Source organism: Pseudomonas sp. 01L34, assembly GCF_056400265.1.
The window spans coordinates 661929-684034 of record NZ_JBFTSX010000003.1 but is presented as its reverse complement, the minus strand read 5'-3'; the positions used below and the strand labels follow the sequence as shown (position 1 = coordinate 684034).

Genomic DNA, 22106 nt, shown 5'->3' with positions numbered 1-22106 from the left:
CCTGTCTTGAATTCTTTGTCGCCCCCCGCGCCTGGCGCGGGGGGTGATCGATTACACGTTCTGGCGATCGCCTTTCGGATCGAAGAACACCGAAGAAACGATTTCCGCCTCGATCACGCTGCCGTCGGCCAGCGGTGCGAACACCCGCTCACCCATGCGCTTCAAGCCGCCCTTGACCACGCCCATGGCAAACGAATAGCCCAGGGAGTTGTGCAAGTAGCTGGAAGTCACGTGACCCACCATGGTCATCGGAATCGCTTGCTTGGTGTTGAACACCAGTTGCGCACCTTCCGGCAGCCATTTGGTCGGATCGATCGGCTTCAGGCCAACCAGCTGTTTGCGCTGATCACGCACACAGTCTTCGCGGTTCATGCCACGCCAGCCGATCCACGAGAACGGTTTGGTGCGACCGACACACCAGCCCATGTTCAGGTCGTCCGGGGTCATCGAGCTGTCAGTATCCTGACCGACGATGATGAAGCCCTTCTCGGCCCGCAGTACGTGCATGGTTTCGGTGCCGTACGGGGTCAGGTTGTACTTCTTGCCGGCCTCGACGATTTTCTCGAGCACGCCCATGGCGTAGTCGGCCTGCACGTTGACTTCATACGACAGCTCACCGGTAAACGAAATCCGGAAAATCCGCGCCGGCACGCCACCGACCAGGGCTTCTTTCCAGGTCATGAACGGGAAGGCTTCGTTGCTCAGGTCGGCGTCGGTGACTTCGCTGAGCAGCTTGCGGCTGTTCGGCCCGGACAGGGTCATGGTTGCCCAGTGATCCGTCACGGAAGTGAAGTACACCTTCAGGTCTGGCCATTCGGTCTGGTGGTAGATTTCCAGCCATTGCAGCACGCGCGCAGCGCCGCCGGTGGTGGTGGTCATCACGAAATGGTTGTCGGCCAGGCATGCAGTCACGCCATCGTCGAACACCATGCCGTCTTCTTTACACATCAGGCCGTAGCGCGCCTTGCCCACGTCGAGCTTGGTCCAGGCGTTGGTGTAGATACGGTTGAGGAACTCGCGGGAGTCCGGGCCCTGGATGTCGATCTTGCCCAGGGTCGAAGCGTCCAGCAGGCCGACGCTGTCGCGCACGGCTTTGCATTCGCGTTTTACGGCGGCATGCAGGTCTTCACCGTTTTTCGGGAAGTACCAAGGACGTTTCCACTGACCGACGTCTTCGAACTCGGCGCCATTCTTAACGTGCCAGTGATGCAGCGCGGTGAAGCGAACCGGCTCGAAGATGTGCCCACAGTGACGACCGGCCACGGCGCCGAAAGTCACCGGCGTGTAGTTCGGGCGGAACATGGTGGTGCCCATCTGCGGGATGGTCACGTTCAGCGAACGGGCAGCGATGGCCAGGCCGTTGACGTTGCCGAGCTTGCCCTGATCGGTGCCGAAGCCCAGTGCGGTGTAGCGCTTGACGTGCTCGACCGACTCGAAGCCTTCGCGGGTCGCCAGTTCGATGGCGGCTGCGGTGACGTCGTTCTGCAGGTCGACGAATTGCTTCGGCGCACGGGCAGTGGCTTTTTCGTGAGGCACCTGGAACAGCGCCAGCGTCGGCTCTTCGAGTCGGCTCAGGGCTTTGGGCAGTACGCCTTCGACCTTGCCGAATCCAGCTTCGCTGGCAGCGCGAGCACCGCCTTCAAAACCATCGGCCAACGAATCGCCGAGGCTGTAGACGCCGTTGATGCCACCGACGCACACGCGTTTCTGCGGTGCCTCGCCCGGTACGAAACCGAGGATGTCTTCACGCCAGATCGGCTTGCCACCCAGGTGCGAAGCCAGGTGAACCACCGGGCTGTAGCCGCCGGAACTGGCGACCAGGTCGCAATCGAGCCATTCGCCCGGGCTGGTCACGGTGTGTGCTTTTACATCAATCGCTGCAACGCGAGCGGCGGTCACGTGCTTGCTGCCACGGGCCTCGATCACGGCGCTGCCGGTCAGGATGCGAATGCCTTTGGCGCGCGCTTCTTCCACCAGCGCACCGCGAGGGTTGCTGCGGGCGTCGGCGATGGCCACCACTTGCAGGCTGGCGTCGAGCCAGTCCAGGGCAACGCGGTAGGCGTGGTCGTTGTTGGTCGACAGCACCAGTTTCTTGCCCGGTGCCACACCATAGCGACGTACATAAGTCGACACAGCGCCGGCGAGCATGTTGCCCGGCACGTCGTTGTTGCCGTAAACCAGTGGACGCTCGTGAGCGCCGGTCGCCAGCACCACGCGCTTGGCGCGAACCCGGTGGATGCGCTGACGCACCTGGCCGATCGGAGCGCGGTCGCCGAGGTGATCGGTGAGGCGCTCGTGAATGGTCAGGAAGTTATGGTCGTGGTAACCGTTGACCGTGGCGCGCGGCAACAGCAGCACGTCAGGGGTGTTTTTCAGCTCGGCGATGACACTGGCAACCCACTCGGTAGCTGGTTTGCCATCGAGGCTTTCGCGGGAGTCGAGCAGGCTGCCGCCAAACTCTTCCTGCTCATCGGCCAGGATCACACGGGCGCCGCTGCGGGCAGCCGCCAGTGCAGCCGCCAGACCCGCAGGGCCAGCGCCGACGATCAGCACGTCGCAGTGCTGGTTCATGTAGTCGTAGGTGTCCGGATCGTTCTCGGTCGGCGAACGGCCAAGACCGGCTGCCTTACGAATGTACTTCTCGTAAGTCATCCAGAACGATTGCGGGTACATGAAGGTTTTGTAGTAGAAGCCCGGTGGCATCAGCTTGCCGCCGACCTTGCCGAGAATTCCCATCATGTCGTTGTTCACGCTTGGCCAGCCGTTGGTGCTGGTGGCGACCAGGCCTTGATACAGCGCTTGTTGCGTGGCGCGTACGTTCGGGATCTGCGTGGCTTCGGTCGCACCGATCTGCAGCACGGCGTTCGGCTCTTCGGCACCGGCGGCGAAGATGCCGCGTGGGCGCGAATACTTGAAGCTGCGGCCGACGATATCGACACCGTTGGCCAGCAAGGCTGCAGCCAGCGAGTCGCCCTCAAAGCCTTTGTAGACCTGGCCGTTGAAGGTGAAGCTCAGCACTTTGTTGCGGTCGATGCGTCCGCCGTTGGACAGGCGATTGATCTGGCTCATACCTTCTCTCCCAGAGCCGTGGCGGCCGCTTTCGGGCTGTCGGTCTTGTCGGTGAACTGCGGCTTGGTGCCGATCTTGTAGGTTTCGAGAATCTCGTAGGTCACGGTGTCACGGGTCACGTTGAAATACTGACGGCAACCGGCGACGTGATCCCACAGTTCGTGGTGCAGACCGCGAGGGTTATCGCGGAAGAACATGTAGTCGCCCCACTCCTCGTCGGTGCAGCTGTTCGGATCCAGTGGACGCGGGATGTGCGCCTGGCCGGATGCATGGAATTCCTCTTCGGAGCGCAGTTCGCCACAGTGAGGACAGAAGATATGCAACATAGGGATTTCTCCTGTTAGTGGGCGACTGCTGCAGCGCCGTGTTCGTCGATCAACGCACCGCTGTGGAAGCGGTCGATGGAGAAAGGTGCAGCCAATGGGTGCATTTCACCCTTGGCCAGGCTGGCGGCAAACACGTTGCCCGAGCCAGGTGTAGCCTTGAAGCCACCGGTGCCCCAACCGCAGTTGAAGAACATGTTCGGTACCGGAGTCTTCGAAATGATCGGGCACGCATCCGGCGTGGTGTCGACGATGCCGCCCCACTGACGGTTCATGCGTACGCGCGACAGCACCGGGAACATCTCGACGATGGCCTGGATGGTGTGCTCGATCACCGGGTACGAACCACGCTGGCCGTAGCCGTTGTAGCCGTCGATACCGGCGCCGATCACCAGGTCGCCCTTGTCGGACTGGCTGATGTAACCGTGTACGGCGTTGGACATGATCACGCTGTCGATAATCGGCTTGATCGGCTCGGACACCAGCGCTTGCAGCGGGTGCGATTCGATCGGCAGGCGGAAACCGGCAAGTTTGGCCATGTGCCCGGAGTTACCGGCAGTCACCACGCCGACGCGCTTGGCGCCGATGAAGCCCTTGTTGGTTTCAACACCGATGCACACACCGTTTTCCTTACGGAAACCGATCACTTCGGTCTGTTGGATCAGGTCCACGCCCAAGGCGTCGGCGGCACGGGCAAAGCCCCACGCCACGGCATCGTGACGGGCCACGCCGCCGCGACGCTGGACGGTAGCGCCCATCACCGGATAGCGGGTGTTCTTGGAGCAGTCGAGGTACGGGATCTCGTCCGCCACTTGCTTGGCATCGAGCAGTTCGCCGTCCACGCCGTTGAGGCGGTTGGCGCTGACCCGACGCTCGGAATCACGAATGTCCTGCAGGGTGTGGCACAGGTTGTAGACGCCACGCTGGGAGAACATCACGTTGTAGTTCAGGTCCTGGGACAGGCCTTCCCACAATTTCATCGCGTGTTCGTACAGGTGTGCCGACTCGTCCCACAGGTAGTTGGAACGCACGATGGTGGTGTTGCGCGCGGTGTTACCGCCGCCCAGCCAGCCCTTCTCGACCACGGCCACGTTGGTGATGCCGTGTTCCTTGGCCAGGTAGTAGGCGGTCGCCAGACCATGCCCGCCACCGCCGACGATGACCACGTCGTAGACCTTTTTCGGGGTCGGCGTACGCCACATGCGCTGCCAGTTTTCATGGTGGCTGAGGGAGTGTTTGAAGAGGCCGAAGCCCGAATAGCGTTGCATAGTCATTTACTCCAAAACCGCGCTCAGCGATAAACCGGGAAGTCCGCGCACAGGGCTGCCACATGCTGCGCGACATTGGCCTCGACATCGGCGTCGCCGAGGTTGTCGAGGATGTCGCAGATCCAGCCAGCCAGTTCAACACACTGGGTAACCTTGAAGCCGCGAGTGGTCACCGCCGGGGTGCCGATACGCAGGCCGGAGGTCACGAACGGCGACTGTGGATCGTTCGGGACAGCGTTCTTGTTCACGGTGATGTGGGCGCGACCGAGTGCTGCGTCCGCCTCTTTACCGGTGAGGCCCTGACGGATCAGGCTGACCAGGAACAGGTGGTTGTCGGTACCGCCGGACACTACATCGTAGCCGCGTTTGATAAATACGCCGGCCATTGCCTTGGCGTTGTCGATCACTTGTTGCTGGTAGGCCTTGAAGCCAGGCTCCAGTGCTTCCTTGAAGCACACTGCTTTACCGGCGATGACGTGCATCAGCGGGCCGCCCTGGGCACCAGGGAATACCGCGGCGTTGAGCTTCTTCTCGATTTCTTCGTTAGCCTTGGCCAGGATCAGGCCACCACGTGGACCGCGCAGGGTCTTGTGGGTGGTGGTGGTCACCACGTCAGCGTATGGCAGCGGGTTCGGGTACAGGCCAGCGGCGACCAGACCGGCAACGTGAGCCATGTCGACGAACAGCAGGGCACCGACCTTGTCAGCGATCTGGCGGAAACGCGGGAAATCGAGGGTCTTGGAGTAGGCCGAGAAACCGGCGACGATCATCTTCGGCTTGCATTCGACGGCCAGACGCTCGACTTCGTCGTAGTCGATCAGGCCGGTTTTGGTGTCGATGCCGTACTGCACAGCGTTGTACAGCTTGCCCGACGACGACACTTTGGCACCGTGGGTCAGGTGACCGCCGTGGGCCAGGCTCATGCCCAGAATGGTGTCGCCGGCTTGCAGCAGGGCCAGGTAAACGGCGCTGTTGGCCGAAGAACCGGAGTGCGGCTGCACGTTGGCGTAATCGGCACCGAACAATTGCTTGGCGCGTTCGATGGCCAGGGCTTCAACTTTGTCGACGTGCTCGCAACCACCGTAGTAGCGCTTGCCCGGATAGCCTTCGGCGTATTTGTTGGTCAGGCCACTGCCTTGCGCTTCCATCACGCGCTTGCTGGTGTAGTTCTCTGACGCGATCAGCTCGATGTGATCTTCCTGGCGTTGCTCCTCGGCATTCATCGCCGCCAGCAGTGCATCGTCGTAACCCTGAATCTGGTCTTGCTTGCTGAACATCGCGTCTCTCCCAGCGGCGGCGGTGCGCCTTTCGTCTCGGTGAGGCACTGGCATTTCGGCAGTGCCCTTTGATAGCGATGGTATGACCGGCGCAGACAGGTCAAATGCCTATGGACGCCACGCAAAGGTGCGTTTACGACATGGGCCGAGAAGGCTGAGCCAGGAAGGCTCTTGTGGCGAGGGGGCTTGCCCCCGTTCGACTGCGCAGTAGTCGCAAAATCAACAAACGGGGTTTGCCTGATAAACCACGCTCTGAGGGTTTAGGGCCGCTTCGCAGCCCAACGGGGGCAAGCCCCCTCGCCACAGGGGACGGGCGTCAGGCGATGAGTTGGCGCAAGGCCAAAAGTACGAGGAAATGCCCGGGATAAAGGGCGTAGGCCCAGCGGCGCATCGGCGGTGGCTGGATGCCTTGGGCATGTCGCAATAGCAGCAGGCCCGAGAATGGCGCAATCAGACAAACGACAATACCCAAAATCGCCGCACCGCTGCCGAACCAGGCAGCGGAGTACAGCACTTGCCATTGATTGGCCGCCAGGCACACCAGCCCCGGCAACAGGCCGAAATACCAAGGCCGCTGGATCACCAGCAACATCGCCAGTGGCAACAGCACGCCGAAAAAGCCGAACATCAATCGCTGCGGGAACAGTGCCGCCAGCACCAAGGCAACGACCGCCAACAGACGCGACTGAACTGGCCCGTGCTGCCAGCCACGGGCCACCAGCAACCCCATGACCAGCGTAGGCAATACATTCAAGGTGTCGTGATCAGGAATGTACATCCGATACGGAATTTCGCTCAGGGCACTGAACAGCAACAACCAACCGAGGTAGCGCCACTGGCCGTCGGTCGTCACTGTACGGACACGCGCCAGGTTCGCCGCCATCGCCAGACAGAACCACGGGAACGCCAATCTGCCCGGCACATACAGCAGATCGAGGGAATAACCGACATATCGCAGGTGATCGAGCACCATGCTCAACAGCGCCAGCCACTTGAGCAGATCCAGTGCACCGTCCCTCTGCGTCATGTGCATAATTGCCCGAGGCATTTGTATTTTTCTGACAGACTCATCCCGTGTGCTCCCCGGACGATCTTCGGTAAAGTGCACATCATCATTGACCAACGAAGCGCCACAAGCGCCTCGATCACGGAAGCCGGCCATGACCGACAAGAGCCAACAATTCGCCAGCGACAACTATTCCGGTATTTGCCCTGAAGCCTGGGCTGCCATGGAACAGGCCAACCACGGACACCAGCGCGCTTATGGCGACGATGAGTGGACCGCACGCGCCGCGGATCAATTCCGCAAACTGTTCGAAACCGACTGCGAAGTGTTCTTCGCCTTCAACGGCACCGCGGCCAACTCGTTGGCCCTGTCGTCGCTGTGCCAGAGTTACCACAGCGTGATCTGCTCGGAAACCGCCCACGTCGAAACCGACGAATGCGGCGCGCCGGAGTTTTTCTCCAACGGTTCCAAGCTGCTCATCGCCCGCACCGAAAACGGCAAGCTGACGCCGGAATCGATCCGCGAAATTGCCCTCAAGCGCCAGGACATCCACTACCCGAAACCACGCGTCGTGACCCTGACCCAGGCCACTGAAGTCGGCAGCGTGTACACCCCGGAAGAAATCCGCGCCATCAGCGTCACCTGTAAAGAACTGGGCTTGAACCTGCACATGGACGGCGCCCGTTTCTCCAACGCCTGCGCTTATCTGGGTTGCTCGCCAGCCGACCTGACCTGGAAGGCCGGCGTCGACGTGCTGTGCTTTGGCGGTACGAAAAACGGCATGGCGGTGGGCGAAGCGATTCTGTTCTTCAACCACAAACTGGCTGAAGACTTCGACTACCGCTGCAAACAGGCCGGGCAACTGGCGTCGAAGATGCGCTTCCTCTCGGCCCCCTGGGTCGGGATTCTTGAAAACGACGCCTGGCTCAAATACGCCCGCCACGCCAACCACTGCGCGCAGTTGCTGGCCGAACTGGTGAGCGACATTCCTGGCGTCGAGCTGATGTTCCCGGTGCAGGCCAACGGTGTGTTCCTGCAACTCTCCGAGCCGGCCATCGCCGCACTGACCGCCAAGGGCTGGCGCTTCTACACCTTCATCGGCAACGGCGGCGCACGGTTCATGTGCTCGTGGGACACCGAAGAAGAACGCGTGCGGGAACTGGCGGCGGATATTCGGCACGTGATGACAGCCTGACTCCCTCCCCCTCACCACAGGCTCTGTGTTCCACCTCAGCTATTTGGTTGAAATGCGACTTTGTGGCGAGGGAGCTTGCTCCCGCTCGGCTGCGCAGCAGTCGTAAAACCAGCCAACGCGGTCCACCTGACAGACCGCATGCTCAGGCTTTGGGGCTGCTTCGCAACCCAACGGGAGCAAGCTCCCTCGCCACAGGTTCTGCGCTCGACCTCAGCTATTTGATTGGCAAGAGATCTTATGGCGAGGGGGCTTGCCCCCCCTTGCCACAGTCCCGCAAGACTTGGTCTACATTGACTGCGAGCCGTTTCGATCCGCTCGGATCACGCCAATCGGGAGCGTCCGCATGTCACTAGAAGGCAAAACCCTGTTCATCACCGGCGCCAGTCGCGGGATTGGTCGTGAGATTGCGCTGCGGGCCGCGCGCGACGGGGCCAACATCGTGATTGCCGCGAAAAGCGCCGCCCCTCACCCCAAACTGCCTGGCACCATCTTCAGCGTGGCAGCGGAAGTCGAAGCCGCGGGTGGCAAGGCGCTGGCCCTGGAGGTGGATGTGCGCGATGAAACCATCGTGCGCCAGGCCCTGGCTGACGCCAATGAGCATTTCGGCGGCATCGACGTGCTGGTCAACAATGCAGGAGCGATCAAGCTGACCGGCGTGCAGCACATCGAACTCAAGCGCTTCGACCTGATGCACCAGATCAACACCCGCGCCGTGCTGCTGTGCAGCCAGGCCGCCCTGCCCTATCTGAAAAAATCCAGCGGCCACATCCTCAACCTGTCACCGCCGTTGAACCTGGCCACCAAATGGTTCGCCCAATACAGCCCCTACACCGTCACCAAGTACGGCATGAGCATGCTCACCCTGGGCATGAGCGAGGAATTCGCCGCCTACGGTATCAGCGTCAACTCTCTATGGCCGCAGACCATGATCGCCACGGCCGCGATCGAGTTTCAGCTCGGATCGCGCGAATCTTTCAAACATGCCCGCACACCCGCGATCATGGCGGATGCCGCCCACGTCATTCTCGACAGCAGCGGTCGCAGCATTACCGGTCGGTTGCTGATCGATGAGGAGATTTTGCGCGAGCAAGGGGTGACGGATTTTGAAGGGTATCGGTATGCGCCTGATTCCACCGACAAACTGATGCCAGACCTGTTTGTCGACTGACTGAAGCGCGCCCTCTACAGGCGCTGCCGAAGGCTGCTCCTGTAGAGGTTATTCAGCGATCATCTCGAGCGATCAATACTCGATCCGCACGTCACCCTTCGGCACGCTGCAGCAAGACAGGATGAACCCTTCGGCTTCGTCTTCCTCGGTAATCCCGCCGTTGTGTTCCATTGCCACTTCGCCGGCAAGCTTCATTACCTTGCAGGTACCGCAGATACCCATGCCGCAGGCCTTGGGGATCATCAGGCCCAGCTTGGCGGCAGCGGCGTGGACGGTTTCGCCCGGAGCCACGCGGATGCTCTTGCCGGAGGCGGTGAATTCCACCTGATGCAGGTCGGCGGCGTCGATTGCAGGGGCGTCGGCCGCTTGTTCAGCGTGTTCCTCTGCATCGGCGATAGCCTCTGGCGGTGTGGCGCCGAAGGACTCTTCGTGGTAGCGCTTCATATTGAAGCCGGCGTTTTCCAGCAAACGCTTGACCGCATTCATGTAGGGCGTCGGACCGCAGCAGAACACTTCCCGCTCAAGGAAGTCCGGGACCATCAGTTCGAGCATCTTGTGGTTGAGATAACCGCGGTATCCGGCCCACGGCTCACCGAAACCGTGTTTCTCGCAGATCAGGTGCAGGCTGAAGTTTTCGATCCGCGCCGCCATGTGCTCCAGCTCGCGGTGATAAATGATGTCTTTCGGCGAGCGGGCGCTATGGATGAAGGCCATATCGACATTGCCGTTGGTATCGAAGAACCAGCGCGCCATGGACATCACCGGGGTGATGCCCACGCCGCCACTGAGGTACAACACTTTCGGGTTCGGAAAGTCGATGGCGTTGAACAGCCCGACCGGGCCGTGCACCGCCAGTTCGTAGCCTTCATGCAGGGTGTCATGCAACCAGTTCGAGACCTTGCCGCCCGGTACGCGCTTGATCGTCACCGAGAAGCTGTACGGCACCGACGGCGAGCTGGAAATGGTGTACGAACGCATGATCTGCTGGCCTTCGATTTCCAGCTCCAGGGTGACGAATTGCCCCGGTTTGAAGAAGAACATGATCGGCTGGTCGGCCATAAAGCAGAAGGTGCGCACATCCCAGGTTTCCTGGATGACTTTGACGCAACGGACAATGTGTCGACCATTGGCCCAGGTCTGGGTGGTTACCGGGTTCAGGAAGTTGTTGGACATGCTGATCTCCACGGCCGACTACCGGCCTTTATGTTGGCGATTCTGCGTATAGCGCAGCCCCGCCATTTACCTATCTGCGACATTGACATACTTATCGCGACCAGCCCCCAATTACCGGGGGTTGGGCGTCGGGAACAGATTGGGCCATGTCGCCCATGGATAAGGTTCCGGGGAGCGCCGGCCCCACACTCGCCCCATACCAAGACACAACCTTTACACCTTGCGTAGCAAACCTGATTAGCCACTTTCGCCGGCCACACAGAATGGCCTTGAGGATTAAACGATGGACGTCACCACTACCCTGAGCCTGGGCGATCCACTGGAACCCGCACGCAAGGCCACTGCGCAGATGCTGCAAGAGCGCGAGCGCACTTTCTCGCTGCCGCAGCCGTTTTACTCTGACGAGCGGCTGTTTGATATCGACATGCAGGAAATCTTCCAGAAAGAGTGGTTGATTGCCGGCATGACCTGCGAGATCCCGACCAAGGGCAACTACCTGACCCTGCAAGTCGGCAAGAACCCGATCATCGTGATTCGTGGCGCCGATGGCGTGGTCCATGCGTTCCACAACGTCTGCCGCCACCGTGGTTCACGCCTGTGCACCAGTGAAAAAGGCAAGGTCGCCAAACTGGTCTGCCACTACCACCAGTGGACGTACGAGCTGGACGGTCGCCTGCTGTTCGCCGGCACCGAAATGGGCGCCGACTTCGACATGAAGCAATACGGCCTCAAACCGGTGAACGTGAAGACCGCCGGCGGTTACATCTTCATCAGCCTGGCAGAAAACCCGCCGGCCATCGATGACTTCCTGTCGACGCTCAGCCATTACATGGAACCGTACGACATGGAGAACACCAAGGTGGCGGTGCAAACCACCTTGATGGAAAAGGCCAACTGGAAACTGGTGCTGGAAAACAACCGCGAGTGCTACCACTGCGGCGGTTCACACCCGGAATTGCTGAAAACCCTGCTGGAATGGGACGACGTCACCGATCCGCGTGCCGACCAGGCCTTCAAGGACCACGTAGCCGCTTCCGCCGCTGCCTGGGAAGCCGAGAAGATCCCTTACGCCCACGCCAGTTTCGGCCTGCGTAACCGTATCGTGCGCATGCCGCTGCTCAAGGGCACCGTATCGATGACCATGGACGGCAAACAGGGCTGCGCCAAACTGATGGGCCGCATCAAGAACCCGGACCTGGGCTCGATGCGCATCCTGCACCTGCCGCACTCGTGGAACCACTGCATGGGCGACCACATCATCGTGTTCACCGTGTGGCCGATCAGCGCCCAGGAAACCATGGTCACCACCAAGTGGATCGTCCACAAGGACGCGGTCGAAGGCGTGGACTACGACGTGGAGCGCATGCGCCAGGTCTGGGATGCGACCAACGACCAGGACCGTCGCCTGGCCGAAGAGAACCAGCGCGGGATCAACTCCACCGCGTACCAGCCAGGGCCTTACTCCAAGACCTATGAGTTCGGCGTGGTGAACTTCGTGGACTGGTACAGCGAGCGGATGCTGAACAACCTGGGGGCCGAGCCTGCGCCTTACCTCAAAGGTGTTCCGGTTCAGGGTTAATCGAAATCTGATCGTTCCCACGCCAGGCGTGGGAACGATCCTTCCTCGCTAAATTGAAGACCACCGCACCGAACCATCCTCGCCAATAAACGTCTCTTCGATGTTCTCCCCCACCAGCCGCACCTTCACATAACCGTTCAACACCCGATCCGGGTACGCCTCATCCCGCCCATTTTGCGTTTCCGACCACAGCACCCCCGGATGCCCGTTCAGCTCGCTGGCATTGCCATAGGGAATCGCCCCGTGCCCGGCGCAACGTGCATGCAAGCCACCTTGAGTGGCATAGCAGATGCCGTTATGCAAATGCCCCCAATACCAGTAATCCGGCTCGCGCCCCAAGGCATCGCAGACCGGCTTGTACAGCGCGGTCTTGTCACGCCCGGTAATGTCAAAGCCCTGGTGATGACTGAGCACCATGATCTTCTTGCGTTTGGGCAGGTCTTTCATCCAGTCGATCTGCTGCTTGTTCAGCGCGCCGTCCATATACAGGTTGATTGGACTGGAGGCATAAGCCGAGTCGATCCCGACCACCAGCCAGTCATCGTTGTACAACGCAAAATAACTGGTGCCCTGCTGCGCCGGGAAACGTTTGGCCAGTTCCTTGAAGTAGCCATGGGCGCCGCTGTACATCTCGTGGTTGGAGTTGAGAGTGAATGAGCCCTGCTTGCCCATCGGCCAACCGACCATGTCGACGTCTTCCTGGGAGCGGGTGCCGGCGTAATACACATCCCCCAGATGAATGGTGAAGTCGGCCTGGGCCAGTTGCATCTGATCGGCCACCGCCACTGCCGGGGCATGACTGTCGAACGGCCCGGTGCCCCAGTCGCCGGCAATGGCCAGGGTCACGTCACTGTCCATGCGCATCAACGCCGGGTTGGTGGCGAACGGTGCGTGATGCCGCAGGTTCTCGATCCACTTGAGCAACGCTTCGCTCCACAACAGATCCAGCAGCTCCCATTTGCGACAACCGAGCAGGCTGCCATCCTTGAGCACTTGGGTCTGCAGCTCATCTACCGATTGCGGCAAGGGGCTGGCGTTGCCGATGTGCAGGATCGACAAACCGTGGGACAACTCCCACGGCACACTCGGTTGATCGTCCGGCAAGTCGCCGTGCTTGAGCACGTATTGCGCCTGATCGTGCCCCCGCTGCAGCAGCGCGACGATGGCTTGGTACTCCTCCGGTTCAAGCTCGCTGACGAGCTTCTTCCAGGCCATTTCCAGCCGTGTGAACAGCCCGTGCAGGCGCACCTTCACCTTGTCGTATTCATGTTCCCAATGTCTGACCAATGACATGTCGCTTTCCTCCATCCGTAGTGGAATCACAGGGTTTTCATGAACTCGATGAGCGCCCGCTTATCGAGTTCCGACAACTGCGTGCCGTACAGGTGGCCACCGTTGTGGTTGCCCTCCAGGCGCGTGTCGTATTTGAAGTCCGCCGAGGCTTTCACCTGCTCGCCACTGGTGACGTAGCCGACCTTGTCCTTGTCATAAATGTCGGAACCGGTGAAGAACACCTGCGGCCGCAGTTCCGGCGGTTGCAGCAAATCCCACAGGGTCGGCACCGAGCCGTTGTGCAAGTACGGCGCGCGCAACCAGATGCCGTCGGTGGGCGTGTTGCTGTAGCTCTGGGTCTTGCGGTAAGCACCAAAGTCGAACGGCGGTTTCTTGAAGCCGTGGAAGGCTGTCACTAAACCGGTGGTGAACGAGTTCAGCCGATGGGGATCGGTGCCCAGTTCATCAATCGTGGTGGTGACCTGACCGGTGTCGGTGCGACCGAAGTCATGGCAACCGGCGCAATTCTTTTCCCAGACCGGCTTGCCCCGGGCGACCTTGGCCTGATCCAGCGCGAACGGCCAGGCCGGTGCCTTGTGGCCCAGCAGCCAATTGGTCACCCGGTTGAAACTGTCCGGCAGCACCGACTCCGGCGTCGCGCCCACGGCCATGGCCGCCGCGTAGTTGCGCTCATGGATATCGTTGTTGTTGCCGTCCCAGTGCAGGTACAGCGATTCCCGGGGTTTCTGGTTCCAGACTTGCGGCAAGTCGACGGTGCCGATGGTCGAGTCATCCGGGAAGCCGAACACCACCATTTTCGTCGGGTTGAAAGTGTCGGTACGCCCCGGCCCTTGCGGTGCGCGCAGCTTCTGCCAGGCATAAGCCTGTTTCTGTTTGATCAGCGCGCTGGTGGCCATCGGGATGATCAGATAGCGGTTGTACAGGCGCTCGAAGAACCCGAGCTGGAACTTGCTGTTGATCGCAGTCATCACCGCGTCGGGCGTGAATTTGGGGTCGCTCGCGCAATCGTAGGCGAACCACTGGAAGGCCTGCAGTTGCAGGGTATTGGCCGGCGCGGAGGCCACCGGGGTAGCAACGTCGCTGGCATTGGCGCGGTAGGAGCCGGTGTGGCACAAGGCGCAGTTGGGCTCCACGGTCGGGTAGCCGATCTGCCGCTTGGCCATGCCGATCGGCAGGTCCTTGCCGTTCTCGTAGAGGAAACCGAACACTTCGTAACCGCCGGGCTTCGGCAGTTTCTCCGGGCACATCTGCGGCAACACGGCGAACAGGTAATAGGGAATCCGTGCTTCGATGCCCAGGCCGATGGCGGCGTATTTGTAGTGGTCTTCGTCAGAAGCGTATTGCTCGGCCGGCACCACCCGCAGCATCTGGTACCAGGTTTCGTAGCCGATAAACCCCAGCGCCAGCACCACGACCAGCGTGGCGACCTTGAAGCTGTGCCGCCGCCAGCGTCGCGCCCACGCTGCGCACCACTCACGCCAGCCATCGCGAAGCAGGGCGAACGGCCGATTGGCCGGCGCGCTGCCCAGGTACAGCAGAATCCCGAGGATCAGGAACATGCCCAGATCGCCCAGCAGCATCGGCACGAACACCTGGGCCTGGTTGCTGGTGTTGATCAGGTAAATCCAGAACGCCACGGCGACCAACCGCGACAATACGCACAGCCACGAATGCACCACGTATTTGGGGGCATTGAAGCCTGACGGCATGTAAAAAAGGCTGATCCCCACCAGCAACATGCCGGCGTTCTCCAGCCAAGGATCGGAGAGCTGCGGAGGCATTCCGAGCATCGAGGTCAGCAATGCCGGCGCGAACAGCGCCGGAATCGCGAAGACCATGTTCATTGCGATGCCTATCCAGATGAAGCGTTGAAACCAGCGGATGTAACTGTCCATGGCATCCATTTCCTTTTTGTCCCTAGCCACCAACGAATCTTGAGTGGGCACATACCCGTGGCGAGGGGGCTTGCCCCCGCTCGGCTGCGAAGCAGTCGTGAAACATGCAATCGCAATGTTCCTGAATGACCGCATTTGCCGATTTGGGGCCGCTTCGCAGCCCAACGGGGGCAAGCCCCCTCGCCACAACAAGCCCCAAGCCACAGGTGAGCAGTGCTAGCCGAGGGCGGTTTTCTCCAGGTGCTGCAGGATGATCGGGTACACATCGACCACCGCGTTCTTGCCGAACATGCAGTCGATATGCCCATAACCCGGCACCACATGCCGGCTGTAGCGTTCCGGTCCATGGATTTTGCACACGCGCTCATAGGTCCTGAGCGTGCTTTCGGGCAAGTAGCACTGGTTGTCTTCGCCACTGATGAAGCAGATCGGCATGGTCAGCCGGTCGAAGTGCGGCATGTAGACGTCCTGGCCCTTGAAGTCCACCAGATGGCCTTTGCGCAGGATCAGCGCCAGGTGCTCGAAGGTCTGTATGTTCGACTCGCCGAACAACTCGTGCAGGTTGTCGTGCAGGGTTTCGTTGAGTGTGTCGTGGCGGTACAGCGACGCGTACATGAAGGTGATGCGGTGGCACACCGGGTTGGTGCAGTAACCTTGAGCCTCGATGCGGGCGTAGATGTTGAGGGCCTTGTCATAGAGTTTGTTGAACCAGCTCTCCTTGTTGTCGGCATACGCGGTGAGGGATTTGATGCCGATGGCGTCGAGCATCCCCGGCAAATGCAGACCGGCCTTGAGCCCCGTTGCCGTGGCGACCACCGTGTCCGCGGCGATCTGCGAACAGACCACCGAACGCACGCCCTGCAAGCCGGCCAGCAGTGACATGAAGAAGGTCGTCGCGCCGTAGCAATGCACCACGCACTGCACGTCAGCGGCGAGGGTGGCCTGCTGGATATGCTCGATGGCGGCCTTGAAGTCGTACTGGGCAATCTGGTCGCCGTTCCATTCATGTTTGCTGGCCGGCAGCAGGATGCTGACCCGAAAATCCAGAAGCCAGACGTCGTACTCGTGCTTGCACAGGTACTCCAGCAGGTTGGTCTGGATGGTGTCGGTGGAGAAAATATTCGAGCCCACACCCAAACCATGCACCAGCATCACCGGCCCCTTGGTGCCGCCCTGATAGCGGGTCAAGCGTAGCTGGACGCTGTCTTCGGTCTGGAAGAACTGCACGCTTGGCGTCGGCGCATCCAGCGGCCGTTTCTGCCGGGGCGGCGCATCGGGGTTGAAGTAGATGTCTCCGGCGAACACCCCGCCGTAGCTCTCCCACAAGATGCCGGCGAAGAACTTGCCGAACCGCGCCAGCCCTTCAATGCGCTCACGTTCGTTGCGCGCGTTGAGCACCTTCATGGTGGTCATCTGCTTGGCAAAATCGGCCGGCTCGATGTGCATCACCCCCGAGCCGATCACTTCGCCCGTCTTGTCCGGCCCGCGATACAGCGTCACATAGAGCGTACTGGTGTCGTGCCAGACGTTAAGCACGCCGTTGTCTTCGGGAACGGTCTTGAATGCGCTGAAGTAATAATCGCTGCCGTCCTCGGCGGTCAGTTTCATGTCGTAATTCATGTGCCGCACACCGACCTGTTCCTGATATTCCTCGAACAGATTGAACACACCATTGCTGGCGGTCAGTGGTTCCGGCGACAAGCCCGGCGCATCCAGAGAGCCGACCAGTGTCGCGGCGTGTTCTGGCTCCTTGATCATGCGATTGAGGTCGTTGGCGGTGATGGTCAAGGTGAATTCGATCGGCGAGTTATCCGACTTGCCGCGTTTGGCCGCCGCTTCGTAGAGTTTGAGATCGGTGCCCTGGGGCTGGGTGAAATCTTTGGAGAAATAGCCCTTCATGGTTTCGGTGAACTGCACGCCGAGAGTCGGTGCCGCCACCGGTTTGCGCGGTGCCGAGGGCAACGTGTAGTCGATGTGCCAACCACGATCGGCCGCCAGCAGCCCCATGTTGCGCTCGCTCACGGCAGAGATAGTCAGCAACGGATTGACCGCCAGTGAGGTCGGGATCACCGCACCGTCGGCCACGTACAGCCCGGCATAGACATCGGTGCCGCTGACGCCGCTGAACACCTGGCCCTTGTGGTTGACCACGCCTTGCGTCGCATCCTCGCCCATCACACAACCGCCCAATGGGTGCACGGAAACGATGCTGTGTTTGAGCAGCTCGGTCCAGATCGGGTTCTCGACCCAGATCCCGCCCAAGGCCTTGGTGCTCTGGTGCAGGCGCTCGTTGCCGATCTTGACGTTTTCCTGCTCACCAACGCCCGGCCAGTCGATGCGCAACTGATCCTTGCTGTCGAGCACCATGCGCCCCTTGCCGTCGTCGTGGCTCATGATCAGGTAGGTCTGCATGTTGTGCAGGGCGCCGTGGTACGGGCCGCGCAGGAAGCTTTCGGCTTCGCGCTCGGCGTATTTGAGCTTGCCGGTGAAGCTGTCATCGGTGGGTTTGCCGATCAACCCGGCGAACGTGGCCATGCTTGGCACCATGGGCCGGCCAAGAGCACCAGGGATCGAGCCTTCTTCAATGACCATGCGGCTGCGCCAGTCGCCTTCGGTGCGCATGTCGATGATCGAGGTGATGCACGGGCCGACCGGTTTCATCTCCTTGGCCGGATGGGCACCGAAACCGATGCCGTTGATCGTTTCATCGCAGTTGTGGCCGAAACCGAGGATGTCGCCGTTGCCGCTCATGTTTTCGCCAAGCTGATTGGACGTCGACAGGCCTTTGTCCCGAGAGCGCAGGAGGATTTCGGTGGAGCCCAGGGTGCCGGCAGACACCACGACGATGTCCGCCTTGACGAACAGCGTCGGCGCGGAGAATTTCTCGCGGCCGCTGTCCAGGTATTGGAAGTGCACGATCCAGCCATCGCCGTCGCGCTCCAGATGCCGGACCTCGGCCTGGCAGAAAATCTCTGCGCCGTGGTTGCAGGCATCCGGCAGGTAATTCATCAACGTGGTGTTCTTGGCCTTGTTGTTACAGCCCGAAACGCAGTCGCCGCAGTGGTTGCACGGCAATTGCTCGACGCCGACGTGGTTGAGGTTGTTCGGCAGTTTGTCGAAGGTCACGTTGATCGGCGGCTTGTAGAAGTGCGCGCCTTGCTTGAGGTAATCGGCGGACTTCTGGTTAGCCTCGAGTTTGGGTAAGGTCGGAGCGGTTTTCGGATAGGGATTGGGCTTGAGCATCTCCCGAGCCCGGGCGTATCCGTCCTTGAGCAGCGTGTCGCGATGTTCACGTACCGCCAGCGGCCAGCGCGGATCGTCGAATACACCGGGTTCCGGTTCCAGCGCGACGTTGGCGTTGATCAGCGACGTGCCACCCAGACCGCAACCGACCACTACGTTCTGCTGGGCGTTGACGTGCAGGTCGAACAGCCCGGTGCGCGAACCGATGTGCCCGTCCGGGTCATGCACTTGCAGCTCTTCAGTGGCCGCCAGCATCGTATTGGGGTATTCGCCGGGCTGGATTTCCCGGCCTCGCTCCAGCAGGCATACCCGCTTGCCGGCCCGGGACAGGCGCGACGCCGCGATCCCGCCGCCGTAGCCGGAGCCAATGACGATCACGTCGTAATGTTCCTTGATATCGCTGATGGGCGTGGCGATCCGTGTCATGGGTCATTTCCTCTCGGGCAGATGGGGCAACTCTGCGGTTGCCTGCAATCGATAGACGAACAAACGCCTGGTCACCGGGCACGGTCGGGCCTCAATGGCAGCGGTGTTATGGCTTAAGGGGGCCAGGCGCTATAGACGAGCGCGCTGATTGGCGGCGCGACGATGAATCCGCTTGTGCAACGAGGTGGCGGATGTCGGAACACAGGTCACGCAGGGGCTGGGGTGCGAATGTGGCTGCGAGCGATGTGGCTGGCTATCCATCACGCGTTCTCCCTGAACCAGATGTGGATAAGTGACAGTTGTCCTTATGCGATGAGAGTGAAGACAGGCGACAGATCGAAGTCAAGGAAGTGCCTTAGAACTGTATGAAATCTGATCTATCGCGTTCCGGCCTATACGGGCCGTGGCTTACAGGGTTCAGCGAACAAGTTATCCACATCTCCACCCACAGCAAATGGGGACAACTGCGGGTGACAGGCTAAATCTATTCACAAAAACCGAAGAAAAACCGTGACTTATCCAGAAGCAGGGTTTTAGCCGGGCACTGGTTGTTTTTTAATCAGAAGCTTGCAGACCACGTTTTACATAGCGTGCAGGGGATGGCGAACACCTTATCCACAGAAGCACCAACAGACTTTGGGGGCAACTTTGCGGTCTCTGTGGAAAACCGCTGAAACCCGCGAGTATTCCGGGTTTACGGGACGATTAGCGGAGGAAAACGCCGAATTGAACAATATTTGATCAACCCACTGAAAGCCGCGATCTGTATGGCCTGTAGCGGACAGCGAACATCTTATCCACAGAAGCGCCAACAGAGATTGGGGGCAAGTGTCGGCCAGTGAGCGACGTTACTCTGTGGAAAAAGCCCGAAAAAACCGTGGGTTAGGCTGGTTGTTTTTTGTACGGAGGGCTGCAGGGCTTGATTGGCATGGGGTGTAGCGAGGGGCGAACATGTTATCCACAGAAGCGCTAACAGGGATTGTGGGTAACCCAAGTGCGTTAGGAGTACATATCCGTTTCTGCGGTAACGGCGGCTTATGGTTCCGCTCTTACAGCGGGTCACTTTGGAAAAGCGCCAAAGTAACCAAAACGCTTTTGCCCCGCCATTCGGTGCCTCGCCTAGGCTCGGCATACCCTCACTCCGGCATTGCTCCGGGGGCCCGCCGCCATCGGCCATCCATGGCCGGGGGCGGCTACCGCGGCATCCTTGCCGCGGTGCCCCCTGCGCAACGCCTGCGTTCGGCCTCTGGGAAAGGGGCGTACAGATCAAGATCAAAAACCAAAGCAAAGCAAAGCAAAAGCAAGATCAAAAGATCGCCACCTCGCTTCGCTCGACAGCTCCTACAGGGAAATGCGTGCACGTGAGATCAGGCCGGCCGGTAGGCCGCCTTGCTTTTGATTTTGACGCACCGCCCCCTCGAGAGGCCGAGTGGAGGTTCTGCGCAGTGGGCCCACGGAGCAGGACCGGAACGAGGGCATGCCGAGCCTAGGCGAGGCGCCGAACGAAAGGGGCAAGAGCGCTTTGGTTACTTTCGCCTGGGCCGGCATTCCGGCTTTTCGAAAGTGACTCGCTGTAAGAGCGAAACCGCCAGTCGCCATTACCGCAGCAACGGATATGTACACAATCAAAACCGGGAAGCCCCTAAGGCCGATGCATGAGATAGGCATCACCCGTCACCCGAATCATCGGATGAGAAACAACCTGACAGGTTTTGACGATCCCAAAACCATGGCGCTCATAAAAACGCCGAGCCCCGGTATTCGCTGCATAGTCGATCAGGCTCAGGCCGTTGAGTTCCAGTTGATCGGCGCGCTGTTGAGCGTGCTCGAGAAAGCGCACACCCAAGCCTTTGTTGCGCCAACCTTCATGCAGGGCCAGGCTTGAAATATAAAGGGTATCGGGGACTTCCATGTCGGCGTAAGGCGCCAGGACCGGATCGGTCACGGGAGCCGCCAACGGATCGTGACGTGTCACGTAACTGTGCATCATGCCGATGACCCGCCCCTGCACCTGCGCGATAACGCAGTTCTGATAGGAGAAATCGACATCTTCACGGGCGTAACGAATCGCCCCCACTTCCAGCAGATCCTGCCCGGGTTCCGCCAGCTGGCTCCAGATGTAATCCGAAGCCCCCTCTGACGAAATCTGGAACAAACGGGCAATCTCCCGCGCATCCGTGCGCAATGCCGGACGAAATTCAACTTCCATTATTTCCCCATTAACTTCGGTGAGATGGTTTTCAGACCTGCGTCTCCAGCACGTCAGGAGCACTTTGTGGCGAGGGGGCTTGCCCCCGTTTGAGTGCGTAGCACTCACAGGATCTTTGGTACATCAGAGATTTCAGGACTGCTGCGCAGCCCAACGGGGGCAAGCCCCCTCGCCACACAGGCTCCCACATCGATGGTGACTACTTGTCAGCGAACCACGCCTTCTTCAATCAGCAACTTGAGGATGGCTTCGGCGCCCGCCTGCGCGGTCACGCCCTTGAGCACTTGCCCACCGCCGCCACTGGCCTTGGCCGTCGCGGCCTTCATGCGGTCGGCACCGCTCTTGGCCTTGATCACTTTCAGGCGCTTGGGTCGTGGCTTGGCCGGTTGCAGCGTGGCCACTGCCAGCAGTTCATCGTCGACCACTTCAACTTCATCTGCCTGCAATACCCCGCGTCGCGCCGGACCGTAGGCACTTTGCCGAGGCTTGGGCGCTGCGTTATCCACAGTCGCCAGAAACGGCAGGCGCACTTTCAAGCGACGGCGCTGACCGCGCGGCAAGGCCTGCAGAACCAGCGCCGAACCACCGTCGATGGATTCGACTTGCGCCAAACCCACCACCAGCGGCCAGCCGAGGCTTTCGGCCAGCAGGAACGGCAACATGCCCGAGCCTTCACCGGTTTCCGCCTGGCTGCCGGTCAACACCACCTGCGCCCCGGCGTCACGCAAATAGTCGGTCAACGCTGGCAGCGCATCTGCGCCGACCGGTTGTTCCAGCACATGCAACTGTTCCAGGCCCATGCCCAGATAGGCACGCAGCGCCGGTTCCGCAACGTCGCCAGCGTGCAGCACTTGCAGGTTATCCCCAGCCAGCTGCAGACCCAGCTCAACGGCCCGCGCGTCCTGCTCGGCGCGGCGTGGCCGGCCAGAGGTCGGGTGGGCACCGATGGACACCAGGCTGATGATTTTCGTGCTCATAACCC

General features: G+C 60.6%; 14 protein-coding genes. 3 read left to right on the top strand and 11 right to left on the bottom strand.

What is annotated here, in order from left to right; genetic code table 11:
• Nucleotides 1-51: 51 nt before the first annotated feature.
• The 5 genes from AC1DQM_RS11695 to AC1DQM_RS11675 all read right to left on the bottom strand — a co-directional run bounded on the left by AC1DQM_RS11695 (nt 52) and on the right by AC1DQM_RS11675 (nt 6970).
• Nucleotides 52-3069, bottom strand: a complete 3018-nt coding sequence (locus AC1DQM_RS11695; protein WP_064620830.1) for a sarcosine oxidase subunit alpha — start codon at nt 3067-3069, stop codon at nt 52-54.
• Nucleotides 3066-3395 (bottom strand): sarcosine oxidase subunit delta, encoded by a 330-nt coding sequence (locus AC1DQM_RS11690; protein WP_007907563.1) that lies wholly within the window; start codon nt 3393-3395, stop codon nt 3066-3068. Before AC1DQM_RS11690 ends, AC1DQM_RS11695 begins: the two co-directional genes overlap by 4 nt.
• 14 nt (nt 3396-3409) lie before the next feature.
• Nucleotides 3410-4660 carry a sarcosine oxidase subunit beta gene (locus tag AC1DQM_RS11685; protein WP_007936415.1) on the bottom strand — a complete coding sequence of 417 codons (1251 nt, stop codon included), beginning with the start codon at nt 4658-4660 and terminating at the stop codon, nt 3410-3412.
• 23 nt (nt 4661-4683) lie between these two features.
• Entirely contained in the window at nt 4684-5937 is a 1254-nt protein-coding gene (gene glyA / locus AC1DQM_RS11680) for a serine hydroxymethyltransferase (RefSeq protein WP_018928796.1), read from the bottom strand.
• A 316-nt stretch (nt 5938-6253) separates the two neighbouring features.
• Nucleotides 6254-6970 (bottom strand): TraX family protein, encoded by a 717-nt coding sequence (locus AC1DQM_RS11675; RefSeq protein WP_064620833.1) that lies wholly within the window; start codon nt 6968-6970, stop codon nt 6254-6256.
• 127 nt (nt 6971-7097) lie between these two features.
• Between AC1DQM_RS11675 and AC1DQM_RS11670 the strand changes: the two genes are divergently transcribed.
• Nucleotides 7098-8138 (top strand): threonine aldolase family protein, encoded by a 1041-nt coding sequence (locus AC1DQM_RS11670; RefSeq protein ID WP_018928794.1) that lies wholly within the window; start codon nt 7098-7100, stop codon nt 8136-8138.
• Nucleotides 8139-8481: 343 nt separating this feature from the next.
• Complete coding sequence (locus AC1DQM_RS11665) at nt 8482-9306, top strand: SDR family oxidoreductase (protein WP_477746204.1); 825 nt, start codon at nt 8482-8484, stop codon at nt 9304-9306.
• 72 nt (nt 9307-9378) lie between these two features.
• Here the strand turns inward: AC1DQM_RS11665 and gbcB are convergent, their stop codons facing one another.
• Nucleotides 9379-10479, bottom strand: a complete 1101-nt coding sequence (gene gbcB, locus AC1DQM_RS11660) for a glycine-betaine demethylase subunit GbcB (RefSeq protein WP_018928792.1) — start codon at nt 10477-10479, stop codon at nt 9379-9381.
• A 283-nt stretch (nt 10480-10762) separates the two neighbouring features.
• Between gbcB and gbcA the strand changes: the two genes are divergently transcribed.
• Nucleotides 10763-12058: a glycine-betaine demethylase subunit GbcA gene (gene gbcA, locus AC1DQM_RS11655; protein WP_018928791.1), complete on the top strand. Its 1296-nt coding sequence runs from the start codon at nt 10763-10765 to the stop codon at nt 12056-12058.
• 48 nt (nt 12059-12106) lie between these two features.
• On the opposite strand, the gene AC1DQM_RS11650 is transcribed toward gbcA, so the two are convergent.
• The 5 genes from AC1DQM_RS11650 to etfB all read right to left on the bottom strand — a co-directional run bounded on the left by AC1DQM_RS11650 (nt 12107) and on the right by etfB (nt 22101).
• Nucleotides 12107-13351 (bottom strand): metallophosphoesterase family protein, encoded by a 1245-nt coding sequence (locus tag AC1DQM_RS11650; protein WP_477746203.1) that lies wholly within the window; start codon nt 13349-13351, stop codon nt 12107-12109.
• A 26-nt stretch (nt 13352-13377) separates the two neighbouring features.
• A complete protein-coding gene (locus tag AC1DQM_RS11645) occupies nt 13378-15246 on the bottom strand; it encodes a c-type cytochrome (protein WP_138866417.1) in 1869 nt (622 codons plus the stop codon).
• Nucleotides 15247-15462: 216 nt separating this feature from the next.
• The gene (locus tag AC1DQM_RS11640; protein ID WP_138866418.1) at nt 15463-18915 is read right to left on the bottom strand and encodes a GMC family oxidoreductase N-terminal domain-containing protein; all 3453 of its coding nucleotides are present in this window, start codon (nt 18913-18915) and stop codon (nt 15463-15465) included.
• Nucleotides 18916-20557: 1642 nt separating this feature from the next.
• Nucleotides 20558-21124 carry an N-acetyltransferase family protein gene (locus AC1DQM_RS11635; protein WP_477746202.1) on the bottom strand — a complete coding sequence of 189 codons (567 nt, stop codon included), beginning with the start codon at nt 21122-21124 and terminating at the stop codon, nt 20558-20560.
• A gap of 206 nt (nt 21125-21330) precedes the next feature.
• A complete protein-coding gene (gene etfB, locus AC1DQM_RS11630; protein WP_019650283.1) occupies nt 21331-22101 on the bottom strand; it encodes an electron transfer flavoprotein subunit beta in 771 nt (256 codons plus the stop codon).
• Nucleotides 22102-22106: the final 5 nt, after the last annotated feature.